Origin of the sequence: Chlorobium sp. KB01 (assembly GCF_001975465.1) — a bacterium.
Taxonomy (GTDB): Bacteria; Bacteroidota; Chlorobiia; order Chlorobiales; family Chlorobiaceae; genus Chlorobium.
Map to the genome: position 1 here is coordinate 24,278 of NZ_MPJE01000027.1, position 20,471 is coordinate 44,748.

A 20,471-nucleotide genomic window follows, 5' to 3' on the forward strand; every position below is an offset into this window, starting at 1 on the left:
AGTCACTGTTTTCATGCAATGCCCGCTTTTTGCGTTTGTGGGTAGAGTTCGCGTAACTTTAAGAGGTAGATATGTTACGTGAGAAACAGAGTGCTTTTAATGAGAGATCACTTTAAAACGACAGAGCGATGAAATACCGTACTGAAAAGGATACTCTGGGTGAGGTGAGGGTGCCGGCGGATCGGTACTGGGGGGCTCAGACCCAACGGTCGCTTGAGAATTTCAGGATCGGGCCTCCGGGTTCGATGCCGAAGGCGGTTATTGAGGCGTTCGGTTATCTGAAAAAAGCTTCGGCAATTGCCAACTGTGAGCTTGGCGTGCTCGATGTGGAGAAGATGAACGCCATTGCCATGGTGTGCGACGAGATCATTACCGGGGAGCTGGACGACCACTTTCCTCTTGTGATCTGGCAGACCGGATCGGGTACCCAGACCAACATGAATGTCAACGAGGTGATTGCCAATCGTGCCCATATTCTTTCCGGCAAACGACTCGGGGAGGGGAAGCGGCTGTTGAAACCCAATGATGATGTCAACCTCTCACACTCATCCAACGACGCTTTCCCGACGGCGATGAACATTGCGGCTTACGGCATGATCGGTCGGAAAACCATTCCGGGCATGCAGCAGCTCCGCCATGAGCTTTCGGTGCTTTCGGAAGCCACCATGGATATTGTCAAAACCGGCCGTACGCACTTAATGGATGCTACACCGATAACGCTCGGACAGGAGTTTTCGGGCTATGTTTCCCAGCTTGATCATGCGCTTGCTGCCATCAGCAATACCATGCCGCATCTGACCGAGCTTGCGCTTGGTGGAACGGCGGTGGGAACCGGGCTCAATGCCCCGGAAGGGTATGCCAAAAAAGTAGCCCGGACCATTGCCCAGCTCACAGGACACCCCTTTGTGAGTGCGGAGAACAAGTTTGAGGCTACAGCCGCACACGATGCTCTGGTTGAAACCCATGCGGCCTTGAAACAGGCGGCGGTCAGCCTGATGAAAATTGCCAACGATATCCGTCTGCTTGCCTCCGGCCCCCGCTGCGGAATCGGCGAGATTCGCCTGCCGTCAAATGAACCGGGTTCGTCGATTATGCCGGGCAAGGTCAATCCGACACAGGCGGAGGCACTCACCATGGTTTGCGCACAGGTTATAGGCAATGATGTTACGCTTTCCGTTGGAGGCATGCAGGGTCATCTTGAGCTCAATGTGTTCGGGCCGGTCATGATTGCCAACATCCTGCAGTCGGCTGAACTGCTTGGGGATGCCTCTCTCTCCTTTGCCATCAACTGCGTCAGGGGGATTGAGCCGGAGCCGGAGCGCATTACGGCTCATCTGGAGCGCTCGCTCATGCTTGCAACGGCCCTGAATCCGCATATCGGTTATGAGAGGGCGGCTGAAATTGTGAAGCGAGCGGCTGACTCGGCCATAACGCTGCGCGAAGCAGCAGTGCTGTCAGGATATCTTACAGCGGAGGAGTTTGACCGGTGGGTTGATCCAGGGAAAATGATCGGTTGACAGATGCTCATTGCAAGAAACGGTGGCTCATTTTACGTATATGTTGACATGTGGCGGAATGTGTTGAAAAGTGTTGATTTCCTTGAACTTCAAGCTGTAAGCGTTAACATGGTGATGTTCCTGTTTTGATTGCAGTTAAATATTATGTTGTTGTAAAATAATAAGTTGAAATTACCGCTTTTCTGCGGGCCGCGTCAGTTGCGGCTGTTTGCGCTCGGTGAAAGATGCGTAATCAATTGTGGACAGATTGTTGATAACCTATGGACCCCTCTATTTATTTGTTCCGAAACCCGGTTACTGCGTTGGATAGTGCCCTTATCTGAAAAAGAAGCAAAAATGTATCTTTTTACGGCTTCTTCCTGTGATATGGTGGAAAAGTGATATATTGGCGACTGTTTTGTTTTCAAAACCAATTTCCCGTTAACCTATGTTGTCACTGCCGATCGAAGAACTCAGGAGAAGAGCAGGGCGGATAAAGCTGGTGCTCTCTGATAATGACGGCGTGCTTACCGATAACGGGGTCTATTATTCGGAGCGGGGGGAGGAGATGAAGCGCTACTCCATCCGGGACGGCATGGGGGTTGAGCGGCTCAGGGCTGAAGGCATCGAGACCGGAATTATGACCGGTGAGCTGTCACCGAGCATTAAAAAACGGGCGGAGAAACTTGCGATCAGGAACCTTTATCTCGGCATCAAGGACAAGGTTGCGATGCTTGATACCGTGCAGGCGGAAACAGGGTTTGCACTCTGTGAAATTGCCTATATTGGTGACGATGTAAACGATATCGGGATCATGCATGTTATTGCTCCGGAAGGGTTGACGGCCTGCCCCCAGGACGGAACGCTTTTTGTAGAGCCCTGTGTTCACTATCGGGCCAAAGCTGATGGAGGTCACGGCGCATTCAGGGATTTTGCCGAGTGGCTGATTGATCTCAGAGTCTCCTGATTCTGACCGGTTACAGCTGACGGATAGAACGTATTTACCAGTAAAGAGAGCATATTTTTATAACTGCGATTCCCGTGCATTCGCTTAAAGGCAACGGCAAGGCTCGTTTTATCATATCATTTATTATTTGTTTATGGCAGAATTAACGATAGGAAACAGAAAAGTAGGGGACGGCCAACCTGTATTTGTTATCGCTGAAATCGGTATCAATCACAACGGTTCGATGGAGGTTGCCAAAAAGCTGATTGAGGGTGCTGCTCTTGCCGGATGTGACGCGGTGAAGTTCCAGAAGCGTACACCCGAACTCTGTGTTCCGAAAGATCAGCGCGATATTGAGCGTGATACCCCCTGGGGCCGCATGAAGTATATCGATTATCGCTACAAGGTCGAGTTCGGGCGCGATGAGTACCTTGAAATTGACCGTTACTGTCTTGAGAAGGGGATTTTATGGTTTGCATCGTGCTGGGATGAGGATTCGGTTGATTTTATGGAGCAGTTTAATCCTCCCTGTTACAAGGGAGCTTCAGCTTCGCTGACCGACCTCGGGCTGCTGAAAAAAACCAAGGCAACCGGACGGCCGCTTGCCATCTCAACCGGTATGTCAACCATGGAAGAGGTTGAAACGGCCATTACAGAGCTTGGACGTGACAATCTGATGATTGCCCACACCAATTCGACCTACCCCTGCCCGATTGAGGAGCTGAATCTCCGGATGATCACGACCTATAAATCGCTCTTCCCTGAAGTGCCTATCGGCTACTCCGGTCATGAGGTCGGGCTCTCCACCACCTGGGCGGCGGTGGCCCTCGGTGCGGCTTTTGTAGAGCGCCATGTTACGCTTGACCGGGCCATGTGGGGCTCTGATCAGGCCGCCTCGGTTGAGATATCGGGTATGTCGCGGCTGGTTTCAAACATTCGCGATATTGAAAAAGCCCTCGGTGACGGAGTGAAGCGTGTCTATGAGGGAGAAGCAGCGGCTCGCAAGAAGTTACGCCGCTCCTGAAATCGGGAAAGTAAAGCATGAAAAAAGCCGGAATAAGCCAGTTCCGGCTTTTTTTATGCATGCTTATTCAGTGTATATATCTGTTACCCGGCCATCACTATTAATTGTTCCGGGTGCTTGTTATATTTATTTTCCTCCCTTAAATTTACCCGTCGTTTATCCGGTCTGTTTTTTCAGCCGGGGAGTGCGCAGTTCTGCTGCCGTGCGACACTGAAATATGCTAACAGCTATCCGGAATTTCCGGAACACAAGTCAAAAAAAACAACGTAAAGCAATCATGAGCAAGAAGAGCAAAAACGATACCGCACCTGTACAGGAGTTTGAATACAAGGCTGAGATGAAGCAGCTTCTGGATCTTATTGTCCATTCACTCTATACCCACCCTGAAATTTTTCTCCGGGAGCTGATCTCCAATGGTTCCGACGCCCTGAGCAAAGTGCGTTTCAATGCCCTGACCGATCAGGATATTCTTGACAAGGAGTCAGAGCTCGCCATCCGTCTCTCCATCGATTCCAAAGAGCTGACCTTCGCCATTGAAGACAGCGGTGTCGGCATGACGGAGGAGGAGCTGATTGCCAATCTCGGCACGGTGGCCAAGTCGGGCACGCTCGGTTTTATGCAGTCGCTCAAAGAGCAGCAGAAAGAGCTTGACGGCAATCTTATCGGCCAGTTCGGTGTAGGGTTCTATTCGGTATTTATGGTAACCGAAGAGGTAACGGTTGAAACCCGCAGTGCAAGGCCTGATTCACAAGCCTACCGGTGGCGTTCAAGCGGCCAGGGAACCTATACGATTGAAAAAATCGAGAGGGCTCAGCGGGGCACAAAAATCTCCTTCAAGCTGAAAGAGGATTACAAGGAGTTTGCCGAGGAGTACCGTGTTGAGCAGATTGTCAAAAAGTACTCCAACTTTGTTGATTTCCCGATCTATCTGGCTGACAAGCAGCTGAACAGCATCACCGCTCTCTGGCAGCGTTCAAAAAATGAGCTGAAGGATGAAGAGGTCAACGAGTTCTACAAGTTCATTGCCAATGACTACAAGGATCCGCTTGACTATCTGCCGATCTCTGTTGAGGGTATGGTCAGCTTCAAGTCCCTGCTCTTTTTGCCCTCCGAGGCTCCGCCCGAGCTGCTCTACCGTCAGGGCGAGCTTGAAAACCGCGGACCCCAGCTCTATGTGAAGAAGGTACTGATCCAGAATGAGTGCCGCGATCTGCTGCCGGAGTACCTGCGCTTTATCTCCGGCGTGGTCGATACCGAAGATCTTTCGCTTAATGTTTCAAGAGAGGTTGTGCAGTCCAGCCCTGTGATGGCCAAAATCCGTCAGATTCTTACCAGCAAGATTCTCGGCTGGTTTGAAACACTGGCCCAGGAGCAGCCTGAAAAGTTCAGAACCTTCTACAAGGCGTTCGGCCCGATTATCAAAATCGGTCTGAATACGGACTTTACCAATCGCGAAAAGCTTATTGAGCTGCTGCGATTCGAGAGCACAAAAACCGCTGATGACAGCTACGTGACCCTCAGGGAGTACACGGAAAGAATGGGCAGCGAACAGAAAGAGATCTACTACCTTTCCGGGGCGAGCCGCAGTCAACTGCTTGCCCACCCTAATCTTGAGTACTTCCAGGAGAAGGGGATAGAGGTGCTGCTGCTCACCGATCCGGTTGACGTTTTTGTTATCCCCTCAATTCATGAGTATGACAAAAAGCCCCTGAAATCGCTTGAAAAAGCCGATATTGACTTTTCAAAAGAGAAGAAGGATGACAAAGAGCCGCTTGCCGACAATCTGCTTGCGCCGGTGCTCCAGCTCTTCCGTGATACGCTTGGAGAGAGTGTCGAGGATGTTATCGAATCCCACCGTCTGGTCAGCTCTCCGGTTACGCTGGTAAGCGGAAAGGATGGGCTTGACAGCCAGATGGAGAAGATGATGAAGATGATGCAGGGCGGGATAAACATGCCTGCCGGAAAGAGGATTCTTGAGGTGAACACCGCTCATCCCATTATCCGTAATATTTCCGGTATGATTATCGCAAACGCCGGGAATCCGCTGATCAAAACGGCAATTCGACAGCTCTATGAAGGTGCGCTGCTTGTTGAGGGAAGTCTTGACTCGACAACAGACTTTTTATCGAGAATGAATGAACTGATAGAGGCGGCAACGCTGTCAAGGTAAGCGGCATTACAAACTTTTAACCAGTTACTTTGTGAAAAAGGGAAGGGAGTTCGAGGCACGGGCAGCGGCGGTTTTTCAGAAAAACGAGATAACCGAGCACTACATCTACAAGAATCTTTCCGACAAGGTGGGCGGGGTGAAGAACCGGCGCATCCTTTGCCAGATTGCCGACGATGAGATGCGTCACTACAATGTCTGGAAGAGCTATACCGGCAGAGAAATAGCTCCCGGACGCTTCAAGGTGTGGTTCTACTCGTTTGTCAGCATGCTCTTCGGTTTCACCTTCGGCCTGAAGCTGATGGAGAAGGGGGAGCACAGGGCGCATGATACCTACAGCCGGATTCCGGGTTCATTCAAGGAGATCAACGGGATTGTCCGTGACGAGGAGGAGCATGAACAGGCGCTTATTTCACTGCTCGATGAAGATCGCCTTAAATATACCGGTGCGATTGTCTTTGGCCTCAATGATGCCCTTGTTGAATTGATGGGTGTGCTTGCCGGTTTGACCTTTGCCCTGCAGAATACCACTCTTGTTGCGTTGACGGCAGCCATTACCGGTTTTGCCGCGGCCCTCTCCATGGCTGCATCCGGCTATCTTGCCACCAAGTCGGATCCGGGTGGAAAAAATCCTTTTCTTGCCGCCTTCTACACCGGTATTGCCTATATCGTTACGGTGCTTCTGCTGATTCTGCCCTATCTGTTCCTTGAGGACCTGTATATCTGCCTCGGGCTGGCATTTTTTGCGGCAATCTGCATCATCGGGTTTTTCAACTACTATATTTCAGTGGTGCGTGATGAGCCGTTCAAGAGCCGTTTCCTTGAGATGATCGGATTGAGTTTCAGCGTGGCTGCTCTGAGTTTCCTTGCGGGGTATGCGATACGGTATGCATTCGGGGTTGTCATCTAACTACCAGTAACTTTCCCCTGTCTCTTTTTTTTATGCCGCAGCACAATGCTTTTTTGTGCTGCGGCTTTTTTGCATACAGCCAAATGTATCTGCCTTGTGACATTTTGTCATCCCGAATCCCTCCCGAATAATAGATGAGAGATCTCTCCCTGCGGTCGGAATGACACCTCCATATCATCCATTCAGTTTCTCAGCAGTCGCAACTGCTTGGCAATGGCTCCTGTATCGATCTCCAGAGAGCTATCTATCGATATACTCACGGCCTCTTCCTCTGCACTGAGCGGCTCCATTGATACAAGCTGCGCCTTGAGTACAGCACTGTCAGCTTCAGAGGGATCACTCCCTTCACGGAATCGTTTCTGCACCCGATCAAAGAGCAGTGTTTCCGGAGCATGAACATGAAGAATCCTGAACGGGGTGTTTCGAAGAGCAGCAAGCTCCATGAACACCTTGCGTTGTTCTCTTTTCAGGAAGGTGGCATCAACCACAACCGAAATACCTTCACTGATGCAGAGCTCCGCAAGTTCAAGGAGGCGTGTGTAGGTTGCCCGGCTGACCTCATCGGTGTAGATTGACAGAGTACCCTCCTGTTTGCTTCTCTGAAGCGGCTTGAGTCCGGAGATCCTTTTTCGTTCAACATCCGAACGCAGATGGATTGCGGGTATTTCCGGAGCGAGAGCGGTGAGCAGATGGCTTTTTCCGCTGCCGGATACGCCGAACATTATGCAGAGCAGGGGGCTTTTTTTCCGGGTATATGTTTCCGCAAGCTCAAGGTATGAGCGGTGCTCTTCGAGGCTCTTTACCGCAGCCGCAGGCTCGGTTGTCTGGCTGTAACGGATTGCCGTTACTTTTGCCCTCACCATGGCCCGGTACATGGCATAAAAGCGCAGCAGCGGCAGGGCGCAGTAATCGCCTGTTTCTGCCAGATAGCCGTTCAGGAGGCGCCACGCCAGAGCAATAAGCCCGGCATGCTCAAGATCCATAAAGAGAAAGGCGAGATCACTGATGACGTCAATAATGCTGAGCATCTCGCTGAACTCGATGCAGTCAAAAATCAGGATCTGCTCACGCCAGAGCACCATGTTTCCGGTATGCATGTCACCATGGCACTGGCGGATTGAACCGTTACGCTTTCGATGCAGAAAGAGTTGATGGCGCGCTTGATGCTCCTGAAGGCTCCATGCCTTGAGGGCTTCAATCCGCTTTTTTTCCCCGGTTATATCGAGCACCGGTTCCATATGCAGAAAATTGTTGAGCACCGGTTTGATCACATTCTCCGGCAGTCCGAATCCGCTTTCGGGCGGAGCGGAAGCGAGACCCTCATGGAAACGGGCAATCAGGAGCGAGAGTGAGTCAATATGCTCACTGCGAAGTTTTCCGGCAGCCATCATCCGGTCGAGCTCCATGGTACGGTCAAAGCGTACCATTTTAACTGCGTAGTCGATAATTTCGCCTTCACCGTTTCCATCTTCATCAAGCAGAAGTCGCTCTCCATGGCGGATAATCGGCACAACCGAAAGGTAAATTTCAGGACAGAGCCTCCGGTTGAGCCGCAGCTCCTCACGGCAGCAGTGAAGGCGTTTTTCGAGGGTGGAGAAATCCAGAAACCCGAGATCGAGCGGCTTTTTTACCTTGTAGGCGAAGTCGCGGGTGATGAAAATCCAGGAGATATGGGTTTCAACAACCTCGATGGTGCCGGTTTTATGCGGGTAAGCCTGGGGGTTTGTCAGTGCTTCTCTCAGCGATTCCATATCGGGTGGAGTTAAGATTTGCCTCAAAAGTCGCAAAGAGTCAGTTCATGCAATATAACCAGGTTGCCAGAAAAGGTGAGCAGGCTGATTGACCTGAAAAATCAATGAATGAAAGCTGCTCAATCCTCTTTGGTTATGCCTGAAGATGCTCATGGATTAAGAAAAAAAATGTACATTAAGATTTTGCGGAAAGGATATTTGGCATCTTATCATCGCGGGTTAACCTTACGTTTATGATCCATCTCTCCAAGATACTCTGCCCGGCTGATTATTCTGCCACTTCGGACAATGCTGTTCGCTATGCCATTGAATTTGCCCGGCAGGTTGGTGCTCATGTCAGGATTCTGCATATCGTCACTCCGCAGGCTCCCTGCGTGAAGGTTCCGGAAGGTGATGCGCCGGAGTGCCTTATACCGGAAGAGGATGATGCTATCCCTGAAAATATTTCAACGCTCCTGATGGCGGAGATAAAAAAGGGATTAAGTGCCGATATACGCATTCTCAGGGGAGAGGCATCCAAAGTGATCAGTGAGCAGGCCCGCCTCTGGGGTGCTGATCTCATTATTATGGGCTCCCATGGCCGAAGCGGTCTGCAACGGCTGATGATGGGCAGTGTGGCTGAAGATGTTTTCCGTTCCTCTGATATTCCTGTTCTCCTGGTTAAAAAGAGTGCTGCAGACAAAGTTGTTGCCGAGTGATGTACATCTGAACATCGCATCTCTCTTCTTCATTCCTGACCTGTTGCGGTCGCAATAGTTGTAATTCCGACGAGCCGGGGGCTGATGGATATGTTTTATTATAAATTCTTGTAAATAATAGCTTTATCATAGTCTATGAAAAACTTCAGGGAGTCCATACTTACGCTTATTACTGAAACTTCGGCAAATCTGCCGAGTGACGTGCGTTGTGCAATTTCAAGAGCAATTGATCAGGAAGATCCCGCCTCACAGGCAGGTCTTGCCATGTCTACCATATCGGTTAACATCGATATGGCTGTTGACAATATTTCGCCGATATGCCAGGATACCGGTATGCCGACCTTTTTTATTCATACTCCTCGCGGTGTTGATCAGCTTCAGATGAAAAAGGAGATCGAGGAGGCCATCGCTGAAGCGTCCAGATCCGGCAAGCTTCGCCCGAATGCCGTGGATGCCTTTACGGGAAAAAACTCCGGCAATAATCTCGGTGATCATTTTCCGGTGATCCATTTTGAACCATGGGAGAAGAGTGAGATAGAGGTAAAGCTGATCCTCAAGGGCGGCGGGTGTGAGAACAAAAATATTCAGTATTCGCTCCCGATGGAGATTCCCGGACTCGGAAGTGCGTCACGTGACCTTGAAGGGGTGCGTAAATGTCTGCTGCATGCGGTTTATCAGGCGCAGGGGCAGGGGTGCAGCCCCGGTTTTATCGGCGTAGGCATTGGAGGTGACCGTACCAGCGGTTTTGAGCTTGCCAAAAAGCAGCTCTTCCGCCGCATTGACGACCGCAACCCCGACAGTGAGCTCGACCTGCTTGAGCAGGATATTCTCCGGAAAGCCAATACGATGGAGATCGGCCCCATGGGGTTCGGCGGCAAGACCACCCTGCTTGGCTGTAAAATCGGCAAATCACACCGGGTACCTGCAAGTTTTTATGTTTCGGTGGCCTATAACTGCTGGGCATACCGCAGGCTTGGCGTACTGCTTGACCCTGAAAACGGCTCTATTGTCCACTGGCAGTATCGTGACAGCGATGAGATCAAGAGAATGGCAAGGGGTGAAGGTATTCCCCTTACCGGCAGGGAGGTTGTTCTCCAGGCTCCGATATCCGAAGAGCAGATCCGCAGTCTCAAGGTGGGCGACATGGTGCTCATCAATGGAGAAATGCATACCGGTCGCGATGCCTTCCATCACTATATCATGCATCATGACCTTCCTGCCCATCTCGACTCCAATGGGGGAGTGCTCTTTCATTGCGGTCCGGTTGTGCTGAAAAATGCAGACGGCAGCTACCGCGTTACGGCTGCGGGGCCGACCACCTCAAGCCGTGAGGAGCCATATCAGGCAGATGTGATCAAAAAACTCGGCCTGCGGGCGATCATCGGTAAAGGGGGCATGGGACCAAAAACCCTCAAGGGTTTGCAGGATCATGGTGCCGTCTATCTGAACGCGATCGGTGGTGCGGCCCAGTACTATGCACGGTGCATTGAAAAGGTGACCGGTGTTGATTTTCTTGAGGAGATGGGTGTACCTGAAGCGATGTGGCACTTGCAGGTGAACGCCTTCCCGGCTATTGTGACCATGGATTCGCACGGTAACAGCCTGCACAGCAAGATTGATGAGGAGTCGCTGCGTCGCCTCGGCAAATTTGCCACAGAGAGTCACTGAGCTCTCCGGCAATTGCGGTATGGCTGTTTAAGAAACGTTTTAACCGTGGAGTTTCTCTCCTGCCTGTCCGGAGGTGAGGATCACCAGGGCATTACCAATAATTGAAGAATTTAACTGAGAGGACGGAGTATATGAAAAAAATAAGGTTTATGGACGTCTCCTTTCGTGACGGGTTTCAGTCATGTTTTGGTGCAAGGGTCAAGACCGAGGATTTTCTGCCTGCACTGGAAGCCGCCGTTCATGCCGGAACCGATAACTTTGAAATAGGCGGCGGTGCCCGCTTTCAGAGCCTTTACTTCTACTGTGAGGAGGATGCCTTTACCATGATGGATGCCGCCCGCGAGATTGTCGGGCCGGATATCAATCTGCAGACCCTCTCACGCGGAGCCAATGTCGTCGGTCTGGTTTCACAGTCACGTGACATTATCGATCTCCATGCCAAACTTTTCAAGAAGCACGGTATCACCACCATCCGCAATTTCGATGCGCTGATGGATATCCGCAACCTCGCCTACTCCGGCCAGTGTATCCATGATGCCGGGCTGAAGCACCAGGTTGTTGTGGCCATGATGGGTCTTCCTCCGGGGCTGCATGAGACCTATTGTCACACCCCCCAGTTCTATCTCGACAAGCTGAAGGAGATTCTTGATGCCGATATTCCTTACGACAGTGTAGCCTTCAAGGATGCTTCCGGTACCACAACTCCGGCTGTTGTTCACGAGACCATCAAGGGGGCGCGCAAGATGCTGCCAGAAGGGACCATCATCCAGTTTCATACCCACGATACGGCAGGAATGGGTGTGGCCTGCAACTTTGCCGCCATCACCGGCGGAGCCGACATTATTGACCTCTCCATGGCTCCGGTGAGCGGAGGAACAGCGGAGGTTGATATTCTCACCATGTGGCAGCGGCTTCGCGGTACCGAGTATACCCTTGACATTGATCATGAAAAATATCTTGAGGTCGAGGCGCTCTTTATCGATCAGATGTACAAATACTATATGCCGCCCGAAGCAACGGCGGTCAATCCTGTGATCTCCTTTTCACCCATGCCCGGCGGTGCCCTTACGGCAAACACCCAGATGATGCGCGACAACAACACGCTGCACCTGCTTCCCGATGTGATCAAGAACATGCGTGAAGTGGTTGTCAAAGGCGGTTTCGGCGCATCGGTAACTCCGGTTTCACAGTTCTATGTTCAGCAGGCATTTGCCAATACCATTCAGGGTGACTGGAAGAAGATTACCGACGGATATGGCAAGATGGTGCTCGGCTACTTTGGCCGCACACCTTCCACCCCTGATCCCGAAGTGGTCAGGCTTGCATCCGAACAGCTCGGTCTTGAGCCGACCACGGAGGATGTACACGACATCAACGACCGCAACCCGGAGCTTGGGATCGAGTATAACCGTGCGCTGCTTCAGAAAGCCCATATTCCGCAGACAGACGAGAACATCTTTATCGCAGCGACCTGCGGAGCAAAGGGTATCGCTTTCCTTCAGGGCGATTGCTCAACCGGTATCCGTTACAAGGCCGATATTGCGGTTGAAATCAAGGCAAAAACCAAAGCTGAGGTGGTTGCCGCCTACCACGAAGCGCACAAGCACGATATCCATCAGAAGGAGGTCAATCACCGCCTTGAGGAGCTCTTCTCCAAACCTGCTCCTGTAGAAGCTGCTCCTGTCGCCGTTGCACCGAAAGTTATCTCCATGGCCGGTAACTTTACCGTCTATGTTGATGGCTCTCCCTTTAATGTGACCTTTGCCGAAGGTTCATCCATCAACCCCCAGGGAGCATCAACGCAACCCGCTGTTTCTGCACCGGCACCAGCAGCCGCTTCGGCAGTAGCCGCTGGCACCCCGGTACTTGCCGTCATGCCCGGCAACGTCTTCTCGATTTCCGTCAAGGTTGGCGATGATGTGAAGGAGGGCGAAGAGGTGGCCGTCCTTGAAGCCATGAAAATGGAAAATCCGGTCAAAGCCCCCTGCGCCGGGAAAATCCTCTCCATCACGGTCGCCAAGGGTGATACCATTGGCATGGGAGAGATTATGATGACCATCGGATAGCAGAAGTATAAATCTACTGCGCAGACGACAAAACCCCCTGAGATCGGGGGTTTTGTCGTTAAAAGGGGAGAGGGGTGATGCGTTACTTTCTGAGAATTACTTCACACTCGGGGTGGAGTTCGATGAAGCGTTCGAGTTCGTCACGGGGGATGTTGCCGGGCGAAAGCTCTATTTTTTCAAGGTTCTGAAGCTGCATCAGAGGGTCGATGGACGAGACGAGCGTGTTTGAGATGTCAAGCTCCTCAAGGTAGGTGAGCTCTTCAAGCGCTTCGATGGTCATGACATGGGTATTTGCCAGGCTCAGTTCACGAAGACCGGCAAGTGAACGCAGCGGTTCGATATTTTCGATGGCTGTTTTGTTGCAGCGGAGATATTCGAGGTTGCCGAGTCCGGAGAGTGGCGACAGGTCGGTAACGTAGGAGCTGTTGATGCCAAGTTCGATGAGATTTTCAAGATGTCTGAGCGGTGCAAGGGAGGAGATCCCGGTTTTGTAACAGCTCAGCTTTTCGAGCTTGAAAAGCTTTTTCAGCGGTGAAAGGTCATTGATCGGTGTTTCGGAACAGTAGAGCTCTTCAAGATTGGAGAGCTTGCTGACCGGTTCAAGCGTCGTGATCTGTGTGCTTGAAATCCAGAGCAGTTTGAGGCTTGTCAGGTTGCGCAGGGGATCAAGTGACGTGAAGTCGCAGTCAAAAGCATAGAGGCGCTGCAGTTTCTCAAGAGAAGCCAGCGGTTCAAGATCTGAAACAGGTGACTCATCGCAGCGGAGCTGCTGAAGTTTTTCAAGCACCCTGACAGGCAGGAGGTCGTGAATTCTTCGATTGTCACAGCGAAGGTGTGTGGTTTCAAGAAAATCAAGCAGCTCCTGCTCGGAAGGTTCACGGACAACTTTCAGAGTGGTTTTGATGATCTCTTTCCACTCATCAGTCATGGTCTGCCACCACTTTTTACGGGCACTGCTCTCACGGAGCAGCTCTGCCCTTGAGATGGTGCGAAGGTATTCAATCTCATCAGACTGGCAATAAAGATGCCGTCCATTATCCTTTGGAGGTTGTTCAACCGGCGGACCCGCTGGATGGTTTGGACTGCAATTGAGTTTTTCGGTAAGGCAACGGGTATACCATTCAGCCTTTTTCTCCTCTATATGCTGACGGTGAAGTTCCTGTGATTGCTCGTCAAGTGAGGTTATATCTTCAAGTATATCATTTCCGCATCGGGGACATACTGCACTTTGCTCTGTGAGCGGATAACTGCAAACCGGGCACTGATTATAGGTGTTTTGCTCCAAAATTATACGGCATCTTGCGTTGATTAAGAGAAAGGGTGGAATATTATTAAATAATAAGAAAAAAAGCGTTACCGCCATACAGGATCAGAAAATTCATGCAGGTATTTTACGCTTTATTTCACTTCACCTTACCGGTATGACGATGAATAAACTAATTGCCTTTAACCGGTGTTCTTTGTTTGTTAAAGTAAGTTTGTTTATTGGCGAAAACTGAGCAGGTGTTCAGTGAAGTATAGTCCTCAATAAAGGATGTCTACCGAGAGGAGCCTTTTATGGATAACCCTGCGTTAACGCCGGGAAACGTTGCCGGAACGGTAACGGACAAGCTGCTCACGCTTTCGGGTGAGGAGTGGCTTTTAAGGTGAAAAGGGTTTCGAAAATCCGAAAAGAGTATACAGGTCAACGAGACCCTTCTGACCATTGGAAACGGTTATCTCAATATCAGGGGAAGTCTTGAGGAGCTTCCGCCGGGACACTCCGGCGGCACGTATCTGAATGGCATCTATGATAAATCGGAGGCCGATGTTGAAGAGCTGGTCAAATGTCCGATGTGGACTGATCTGTCGTTATGGGTTGAGGGGCAGAAATTCTGTCTTTCAAGCTGCAAGGCACTTCATCACGAGCAGACTCTTGATCTGAAAAAAGGGGCACTGCACCGCAGTACCACCTTCAGGGATCCTGCCGGAAAGGTCATCACCCTCGAAACTGTTCGCCTTGTCTTTATGCATGACATGCATCTGGGATACATGCAGGTCAAAATTACTCCCCGCAATTTTTCCGGACCGATCCGGGTGCTGACCGGCCTGAACGGAGATGTCTGCAACAGGGGGTTTTTCCCTCGCGAAATGCTCAAGCATCTTCAACTTGAAAGAATTGAGCGGGGCAGGGTTTTTATGTATCTGGAGATGAAAACCCGTGAGCGGGGAATACGGATTTCGGAAGCAGCTTCATGGCGTCTGGTTTCACCCTCTTTCCACTACCTGAAGTGGGAGCCGAGAATTTACGGAGAGAAGTTTACCAGCGAAATCACCATCGAGGCAAAAAAAGGGGAGAGCTATATCTTTGAAAAGCTGGCAGTTGTTACCACGAGCAGGGAGATAAAGCCGGATGAGATGTTCAAAGGTTCGATCTGCAAGCTTAAAGCGTTTGTCCGCAGTGGTACCGAGCGTGAAATAACGGCTTATCTTGCGGTATGGAGTGAGAAGTGGAAGCATTCTGATGTCGTTATCAGGGGTGACGAAGAGGCTCAGCATGCATTACGCTACAATATCTACCAACTGCTTATCAACGAGCCGGTTTGCCCGTCCGGTATCGGGGCGAAATTCCTCAGTTCCGAGGGCTACCTCGGACATGTTTTCTGGGATACCGAAATATTCATTCTTCCGTTTTATATCTACAATTTTCCGGAAATTGCCCGGAACATGCTTCTCCTACCGCTTCAATACACTTGGCGGAGCAAGGGAAAATGCCCGGAAAATGGGCTATAAAGGGGCTAAATATCCATGGGAGTCGGCAGTTACCGGAGAGGATGTTACGCCGAAATTTGCCTCAAAGCTTGAGAAGACCATCAGGCTCATCTACACCGGGAGCGAGGAGGATCATATTGTTTCCGACGTCATATACGGTGTGGAAAAGTATTTCCGGGTCACCGGCGATGTAAGTTTTCTGATCAATTACGGGCTTGAAATGGTTTTTCTGACAGCCCGCTTCTGGGCTTCGCGTGTGGTCAAAATCGGCGAGCAGTATGAGATCCACTGTGTTATAGGTCCTGATGAGTTTCATGAGCATGTCAATAACAATGCCTATACCAATTTTATTGTCAAATGGCATCTTCGTCTTGCTGCGATGCTTTACAAGTATATGGTACGCAATGACGCAGGGATGCTCCGGAACATTTCGTCGAAGATAGAGCTGGCGGGTGAGGAGGTGGAGTCCTGGATGGATATCAGCCGCAATCTCAAGCTCTCCTATAACGCTGAAACAGAGATCTATGAACAGTTTGATGGATACTTTTCACTCAGGGATTATGTGATTACCGATTTTGACCGCAAGGGTCATCCGGTGCTTCCCCGGGGTGTACATTACCGCAATATTCAGTCAACAAGGCTTATCAAGCAGGCTGACGTCATGAGCATGATGCTGCTCTTTCCTCATGCATTCAGCGATGAGGATAAAATGGCCAATTATGACTATTACGAGCGGCGTACCGTGCATAAATCCTCACTGAGTCACTGTATCCATGCCATGATGGGTCTTACTACCGGCAGGCGTACACGCGCTTACAGCTATTTTATGAAGACCGCTCTCTTCGACCTTGAAAACCTCCATGAGAACAGTGCGCTCGGTATTCATGCTGCGGCGGTTGGTGGTACCTGGCAGACGGCAATTTACGGCTTCGGAGGGTTTTCGATAAAGTCCGATCGTCTGGTGCTCAAACCATGGCTTCCGAAAAAATGGGAAAGCCTTTCGTTCACTGTACGGTGGGGCGGGCGGGCGGTTGAGATTACGGTTTATCATGAGAGCGTGGAGGTCATGATCCGATCCGCAGAAGAGAGTCCGGTACCTTTGAGCCTCTACCGGAAAACCTACAAAATAGAGGTTAACCGGTTGACCGTGCTGCCTTATTGCTCTTCCTGAAAGAGCGTTGGATTACGCTGAATCGTTTTCACCCATCGACTCTCTGCAGGATGATGGAGAGAGCGGCTGAGATACCGAAAAAATTGCTATTTTCATCTTCACAAGCTCCCCGGCAGGCGGAGCGATCTATCCGCTCTTTTCCCTGGCTATCAATCAAACCCTGAAGGTCTTTATCGTTATGGATTTTGTTCATTTGCATGCTCATACGCACTATTCAATGCAGAGCAGTCCGATTTTTCCGGGTGAACTTTTTTCCGCAGCGGCAGGGTTCGGTATGAAGAGTGTCGCGGTTACTGATTATTGCGCTATTTTCAATATGCCGGAGCTTTTCTATGAAGCAAAAAATGCCGGTATCAAGCTTATTATCGGCAGTGAACTCCTCCTGCTTGAATCCGATACACACCAGCACAGCCGTATACCCACGTCACCCTCCCTTGTGCTTCTTGTACAGAACGATACCGGCTATCGCAATCTCTGTATTCTGCTCTCACGGGCGGCAAAAGACGGCTTTGTCAACGGTATGCCGCATATTGAGAGCCGTCTGCTTGAACACTATCATGACGGGCTGGTCTGTTTATCCGCATACAGTTCGGGACGTATAGGTCGGGCTCTGCTGGCCGGTGCGATTGATGAAGCGGAAACTTTTGCAGCCTACTACCAGGAGATTTTTGGTGATAACTTCTATCTCGAATTGCAGCAACACCAGACACCGTTTGATGAAAAGCTCAACAGGGAGACCATAGCGCTTGCCGAAAAATTATCGATTGAACTGGTTGCAACCAACAATGTTCACTATCTCGAAAGAAAGGATGCCGGCTGTTACCGCGCGATGGTTGCCAACCGAACCAAGGAGAAGCTCTCCAGTCAGAACCTTCAGGCACTGGCCGGTTCTGATCACTATCTGAAGTCTTCAGACGAGATGAGCCGTCTTTTCAGTGATGAGCATCGTGAGCTAAGCAACTCACTGCTGATTGCAGAAAAGTGTACCTACACCTTCTGCCAGAAGGAGCCGGTTCTGCCGCATTTTCCCCTGCCGGAGGGGTTTCAGGACGAGTTTGCTTATCTCAGCCATCTGACATGGGAGGGCGCAAAGGAGAAATATGCTGATTCGGAAGCCGAAGGGATCACCAAGGAGGATGTCAAGGCGCGCATAGAGCTTGAACTTGGCGTGATTGAAAAGATGGGCTTCAGCTCCTACTTTCTCATTGTCAGTGATCTGATTGCAGCTTCCCGTACCCTCGGCTATTCGGTAGGGCCAGGACGCGGATCAGCTGCCGGAAGTATTGTGGCCTACCTTACCGGTATTACAAGGATTGATCCCCTACGCTACAAGCTGCTCTTTGAGCGGTTTCTGAATCCTGAGCGCTCCTCAATGCCCGATATCGATATTGACTTTACTCCGGTGGGCAAGCAGAAGGTTCTGGAATACACGGTTGAAAAATATGGTACCGAGAGTGTTGCCAAAGTGATTGCGATCGGTACGCTTGGAGCCAAAGCGGCGATACGTGATGCCGGCAGGGTGCTGGAGGTTCCACTACCGCTGGTAGACAAACTGGCGAAACTTGTTCCGACCAAACCGGGCATTACGCTTGAAAAGGCGTTGCATGAAAGCAATGAACTGAAGCAGTTTTCTGAAAGTTCACCCGAAATCCGCGAGCTTGTACGTTATGCCCGTGCTCTTGAGGGCAGAGCCCGCAATGTCTCCATGCATGCAGGTGCGGTCGTTATTACATCCGGTCCTCTCGAAGAGCAGGTTCCTCTCTATGTTTCCAACAAGATAGAAACCGAGGTTCGTAAATTCGCTGATGAGATCGATCTTGACGAACCCGGTCCGGGCAGCATGAAGGGTTCCGACGGTGTTGACGAAAAGCAGCTCGTTACGCAGTTCGACAAGAACTGGATTGAAACGGCGGGACTGCTCAAGATTGATTATCTCGGCCTCGAAACCCTTGCCGTTATTGACGAAACGCTCCGCATGATCAAGCGGCGTTACGATCTTGATATTGAGCTGGAGAAGGTTCCCATGAACGATCGCAAGACGTTCAGGATTTTCCAGGAGGGCAAGATGGCCGGCATTTTCCAGTTTGAGTCATCGGGGATGCAGAGCTATATGACCCGACTGCAGCCAACCCAGATCGGTGATATCATAGCCATGAGTGCCCTCTACCGGCCGGGAGCACTGAACGCACGGATCGATGAGAAGCGCAATGCTGTCGATCTTTTTGTTGACCGCAAGCATGGGCGAGAAGCGATTGACTATATGCACCCGATGCTTGAAGAGATTCTCAAGGAGACCTATGGTGTTATTGTCTATCAGGAGCAGGTGATGCAGATCTCCCAGGTGATGGGAGGATTCTCTCTGGCCAAGGCGGATAATCTCCGCAAAGCTATGGGGAAAAAGATGCCAGAGATCATGGAGAAGTACAAGGCGGATTTTGTTCAGGGAGCGATTGCGCAGGGTGTGCATGATACCCTGGCCACAAGGGTGTTCGAGCTGATGGCCGAGTTTGCCGGATACGGATTCAATAAAAGTCACTCTGCGGCTTACGGGGTTCTGGCATACTGGACCGGGTACCTGAAAGCTCACTACACCATTGAGTTTATGACCGCAGTGCTGAACAGCGAAATTGGCGATACTGAGCGGATGAAACACCTGACCGATGAGGCCAAGAGCTTTGGTATTTCGACCCTGCCGCCTTCGATCAATAAAAGTGATACCCTCTTTTCTGTTGAAGATTCCGATGATGGCCGTTCATGCTCCATCCGGGTAGGGCTGAGCGCCATCAAGCAGGTCGGCGGTGCCGCACGGGGGGTTGTTACCTCAAGGCTGCGCCGGAAGCGGGACTTTCAGAACCTCTTTGACCTGGCAGCATCGGTCGATCTTCGGGTCATGAATCGCAAGGCTCTTGAGTGCCTTATCCTTGCCGGTGCCTTTGATGAGATTGACCAGCATCGGGCACGGCTGATTGCCAATGTGGACAAGGCTATCAAGTTCGGCCAGATGCAGAACCGCTCGGTAACGCTGGGTCAGTGCGGCTTTTTTACCGCTGAAGAGGGCGCTCTGCTTGAAGAGGAGCACTATCCTGATATGGATCAGGCAGAACCGATGGCGGAAGCAGAAAAACTGCTGCATGAAAAGAAACTTGTGGGATTTTATCTGAGCCATCATCCCCTTTCACCCTACCGTCGCGACTGGCAGGCTTTTACGACGCTTCAGCTCAATGCAAAGGAGATTATTGCGGCAAAGCAGTACAAGGTTATCGGGGTCATTGTATCGGTAAAGCCCTATCAGGACAGGAAAGGAAAACAGATGCTGTTCGGCACCATTGAGGACTTTACCGGAAAGGCGGATTTTACCGTTTTTGCCAGCGTTTTTGAGCAGTACGGGCATCTGATAAAACCCGAAGAGGTGTTGATGCTGATTGCCGAAGGAGAGGTGAGCGGCGGTATGCTCAAACTGCTTGTCAGGGAGGTTGTGCCGATTAAAAAGGTGAGAAACTCCCTTGTTAAAAAAATTGTTCTGAAAATTGATGCCGATGACCTGTTTCAGCTTGAACGGCTGGCGGGAGTAAAAAAAGTATTTGACGCACATAAAGGGGGCACTCCGGTTGAATTCGAAGTGAATGCGCAGTCGGGAGATAATATTGAAATGATAACGGTTTTTGCCCGCAATACCCCTGTAGAGGCCTCCGAGAGCGCCATTGAAGAGCTTGAGAAGATACTTGGACCGGACAATGTCAGGATTTCGGGGTAGAGAAATTTGTTTTTTTTATTACTTTCATCACTTATCGGCTCTCTTGCAGAAACGTTTCCAGTATTACTA

12 protein-coding genes and 1 pseudogene are annotated in these 20,471 nt (G+C 50.7%); 10 read left to right on the forward strand and 3 right to left on the reverse strand.

From position 1 onward, the window contains the following. The first annotated feature begins 128 nt into the window (after positions 1 to 128). The 5 genes from fumC (at position 129) to BOO20_RS02740 (ending at position 6,543) form a co-directional block, all read left to right on the forward strand. The gene (gene fumC, locus BOO20_RS02720) at positions 129 to 1,517 is read left to right on the forward strand and encodes a class II fumarate hydratase (protein WP_076790362.1); all 1,389 of its coding nucleotides are present in this window, start codon (positions 129 to 131) and stop codon (positions 1,515 to 1,517) included. Positions 1,518 to 1,944: 427 nt separating this feature from the next. Continuing rightward, positions 1,945 to 2,463 carry an HAD family hydrolase gene (locus BOO20_RS02725; RefSeq protein WP_006365826.1) on the forward strand — a complete coding sequence of 173 codons (519 nt, stop codon included), beginning with the start codon at positions 1,945 to 1,947 and terminating at the stop codon, positions 2,461 to 2,463. A 133-nt stretch (positions 2,464 to 2,596) separates the two neighbouring features. Next, positions 2,597 to 3,466 (forward strand): N-acetylneuraminate synthase family protein, encoded by an 870-nt coding sequence (locus tag BOO20_RS02730; RefSeq protein ID WP_076790365.1) that lies wholly within the window; start codon positions 2,597 to 2,599, stop codon positions 3,464 to 3,466. Between the two features lie 277 nt (positions 3,467 to 3,743). Beyond that, positions 3,744 to 5,636, forward strand: coding sequence for a molecular chaperone HtpG (gene htpG / locus BOO20_RS02735; protein ID WP_076790368.1), 1,893 nt, complete (start codon positions 3,744 to 3,746; stop codon positions 5,634 to 5,636). Positions 5,637 to 5,667: 31 nt separating this feature from the next. Next, a complete protein-coding gene (locus BOO20_RS02740) occupies positions 5,668 to 6,543 on the forward strand; it encodes a VIT1/CCC1 family protein (protein ID WP_076790370.1) in 876 nt (291 codons plus the stop codon). 182 nt (positions 6,544 to 6,725) lie between these two features. On the opposite strand, the gene BOO20_RS02745 is transcribed toward BOO20_RS02740, so the two are convergent. Beyond that, positions 6,726 to 8,294 (reverse strand): bifunctional aminoglycoside phosphotransferase/ATP-binding protein, encoded by a 1,569-nt coding sequence (locus BOO20_RS02745; protein ID WP_076790373.1) that lies wholly within the window; start codon positions 8,292 to 8,294, stop codon positions 6,726 to 6,728. Between the two features lie 233 nt (positions 8,295 to 8,527). Between BOO20_RS02745 and BOO20_RS02750 the strand changes: the two genes are divergently transcribed. From BOO20_RS02750 to BOO20_RS02760, 3 genes are all read left to right on the forward strand, one after another. Beyond that, a complete protein-coding gene (locus tag BOO20_RS02750) occupies positions 8,528 to 8,992 on the forward strand; it encodes a universal stress protein (RefSeq protein ID WP_076790375.1) in 465 nt (154 codons plus the stop codon). A 135-nt stretch (positions 8,993 to 9,127) separates the two neighbouring features. Further along, a complete protein-coding gene (locus BOO20_RS02755; protein WP_076790377.1) occupies positions 9,128 to 10,660 on the forward strand; it encodes a fumarate hydratase in 1,533 nt (510 codons plus the stop codon). 131 nt (positions 10,661 to 10,791) lie between these two features. Further along, complete coding sequence (locus BOO20_RS02760) at positions 10,792 to 12,726, forward strand: biotin/lipoyl-containing protein (RefSeq protein WP_076790380.1); 1,935 nt, start codon at positions 10,792 to 10,794, stop codon at positions 12,724 to 12,726. A gap of 82 nt (positions 12,727 to 12,808) precedes the next feature. On the opposite strand, the gene BOO20_RS02765 is transcribed toward BOO20_RS02760, so the two are convergent. Then, positions 12,809 to 14,011 carry a leucine-rich repeat domain-containing protein gene (locus BOO20_RS02765; RefSeq protein ID WP_076790382.1) on the reverse strand — a complete coding sequence of 401 codons (1,203 nt, stop codon included), beginning with the start codon at positions 14,009 to 14,011 and terminating at the stop codon, positions 12,809 to 12,811. Positions 14,012 to 14,283: 272 nt separating this feature from the next. Between BOO20_RS02765 and BOO20_RS02770 the strand changes: the two are divergent. Continuing rightward, a pseudogene (locus BOO20_RS02770) lies at positions 14,284 to 16,648 on the forward strand (glycoside hydrolase family 65 protein). A 28-nt stretch (positions 16,649 to 16,676) separates the two neighbouring features. Here BOO20_RS02770 and BOO20_RS12835 read toward each other — a convergent pair. Beyond that, positions 16,677 to 16,847: a hypothetical protein gene (locus BOO20_RS12835; protein ID WP_198935406.1), complete on the reverse strand. Its 171-nt coding sequence runs from the start codon at positions 16,845 to 16,847 to the stop codon at positions 16,677 to 16,679. On the opposite strand from BOO20_RS12835, the gene BOO20_RS02775 reads away from it, so the two are divergent. Further along, positions 16,827 to 20,402, forward strand: coding sequence for a DNA polymerase III subunit alpha (locus BOO20_RS02775; protein WP_076790384.1), 3,576 nt, complete (start codon positions 16,827 to 16,829; stop codon positions 20,400 to 20,402). The genes BOO20_RS12835 and BOO20_RS02775 overlap by 21 nt on opposite strands. The last annotated feature ends 69 nt before the right edge of the window (positions 20,403 to 20,471 follow it).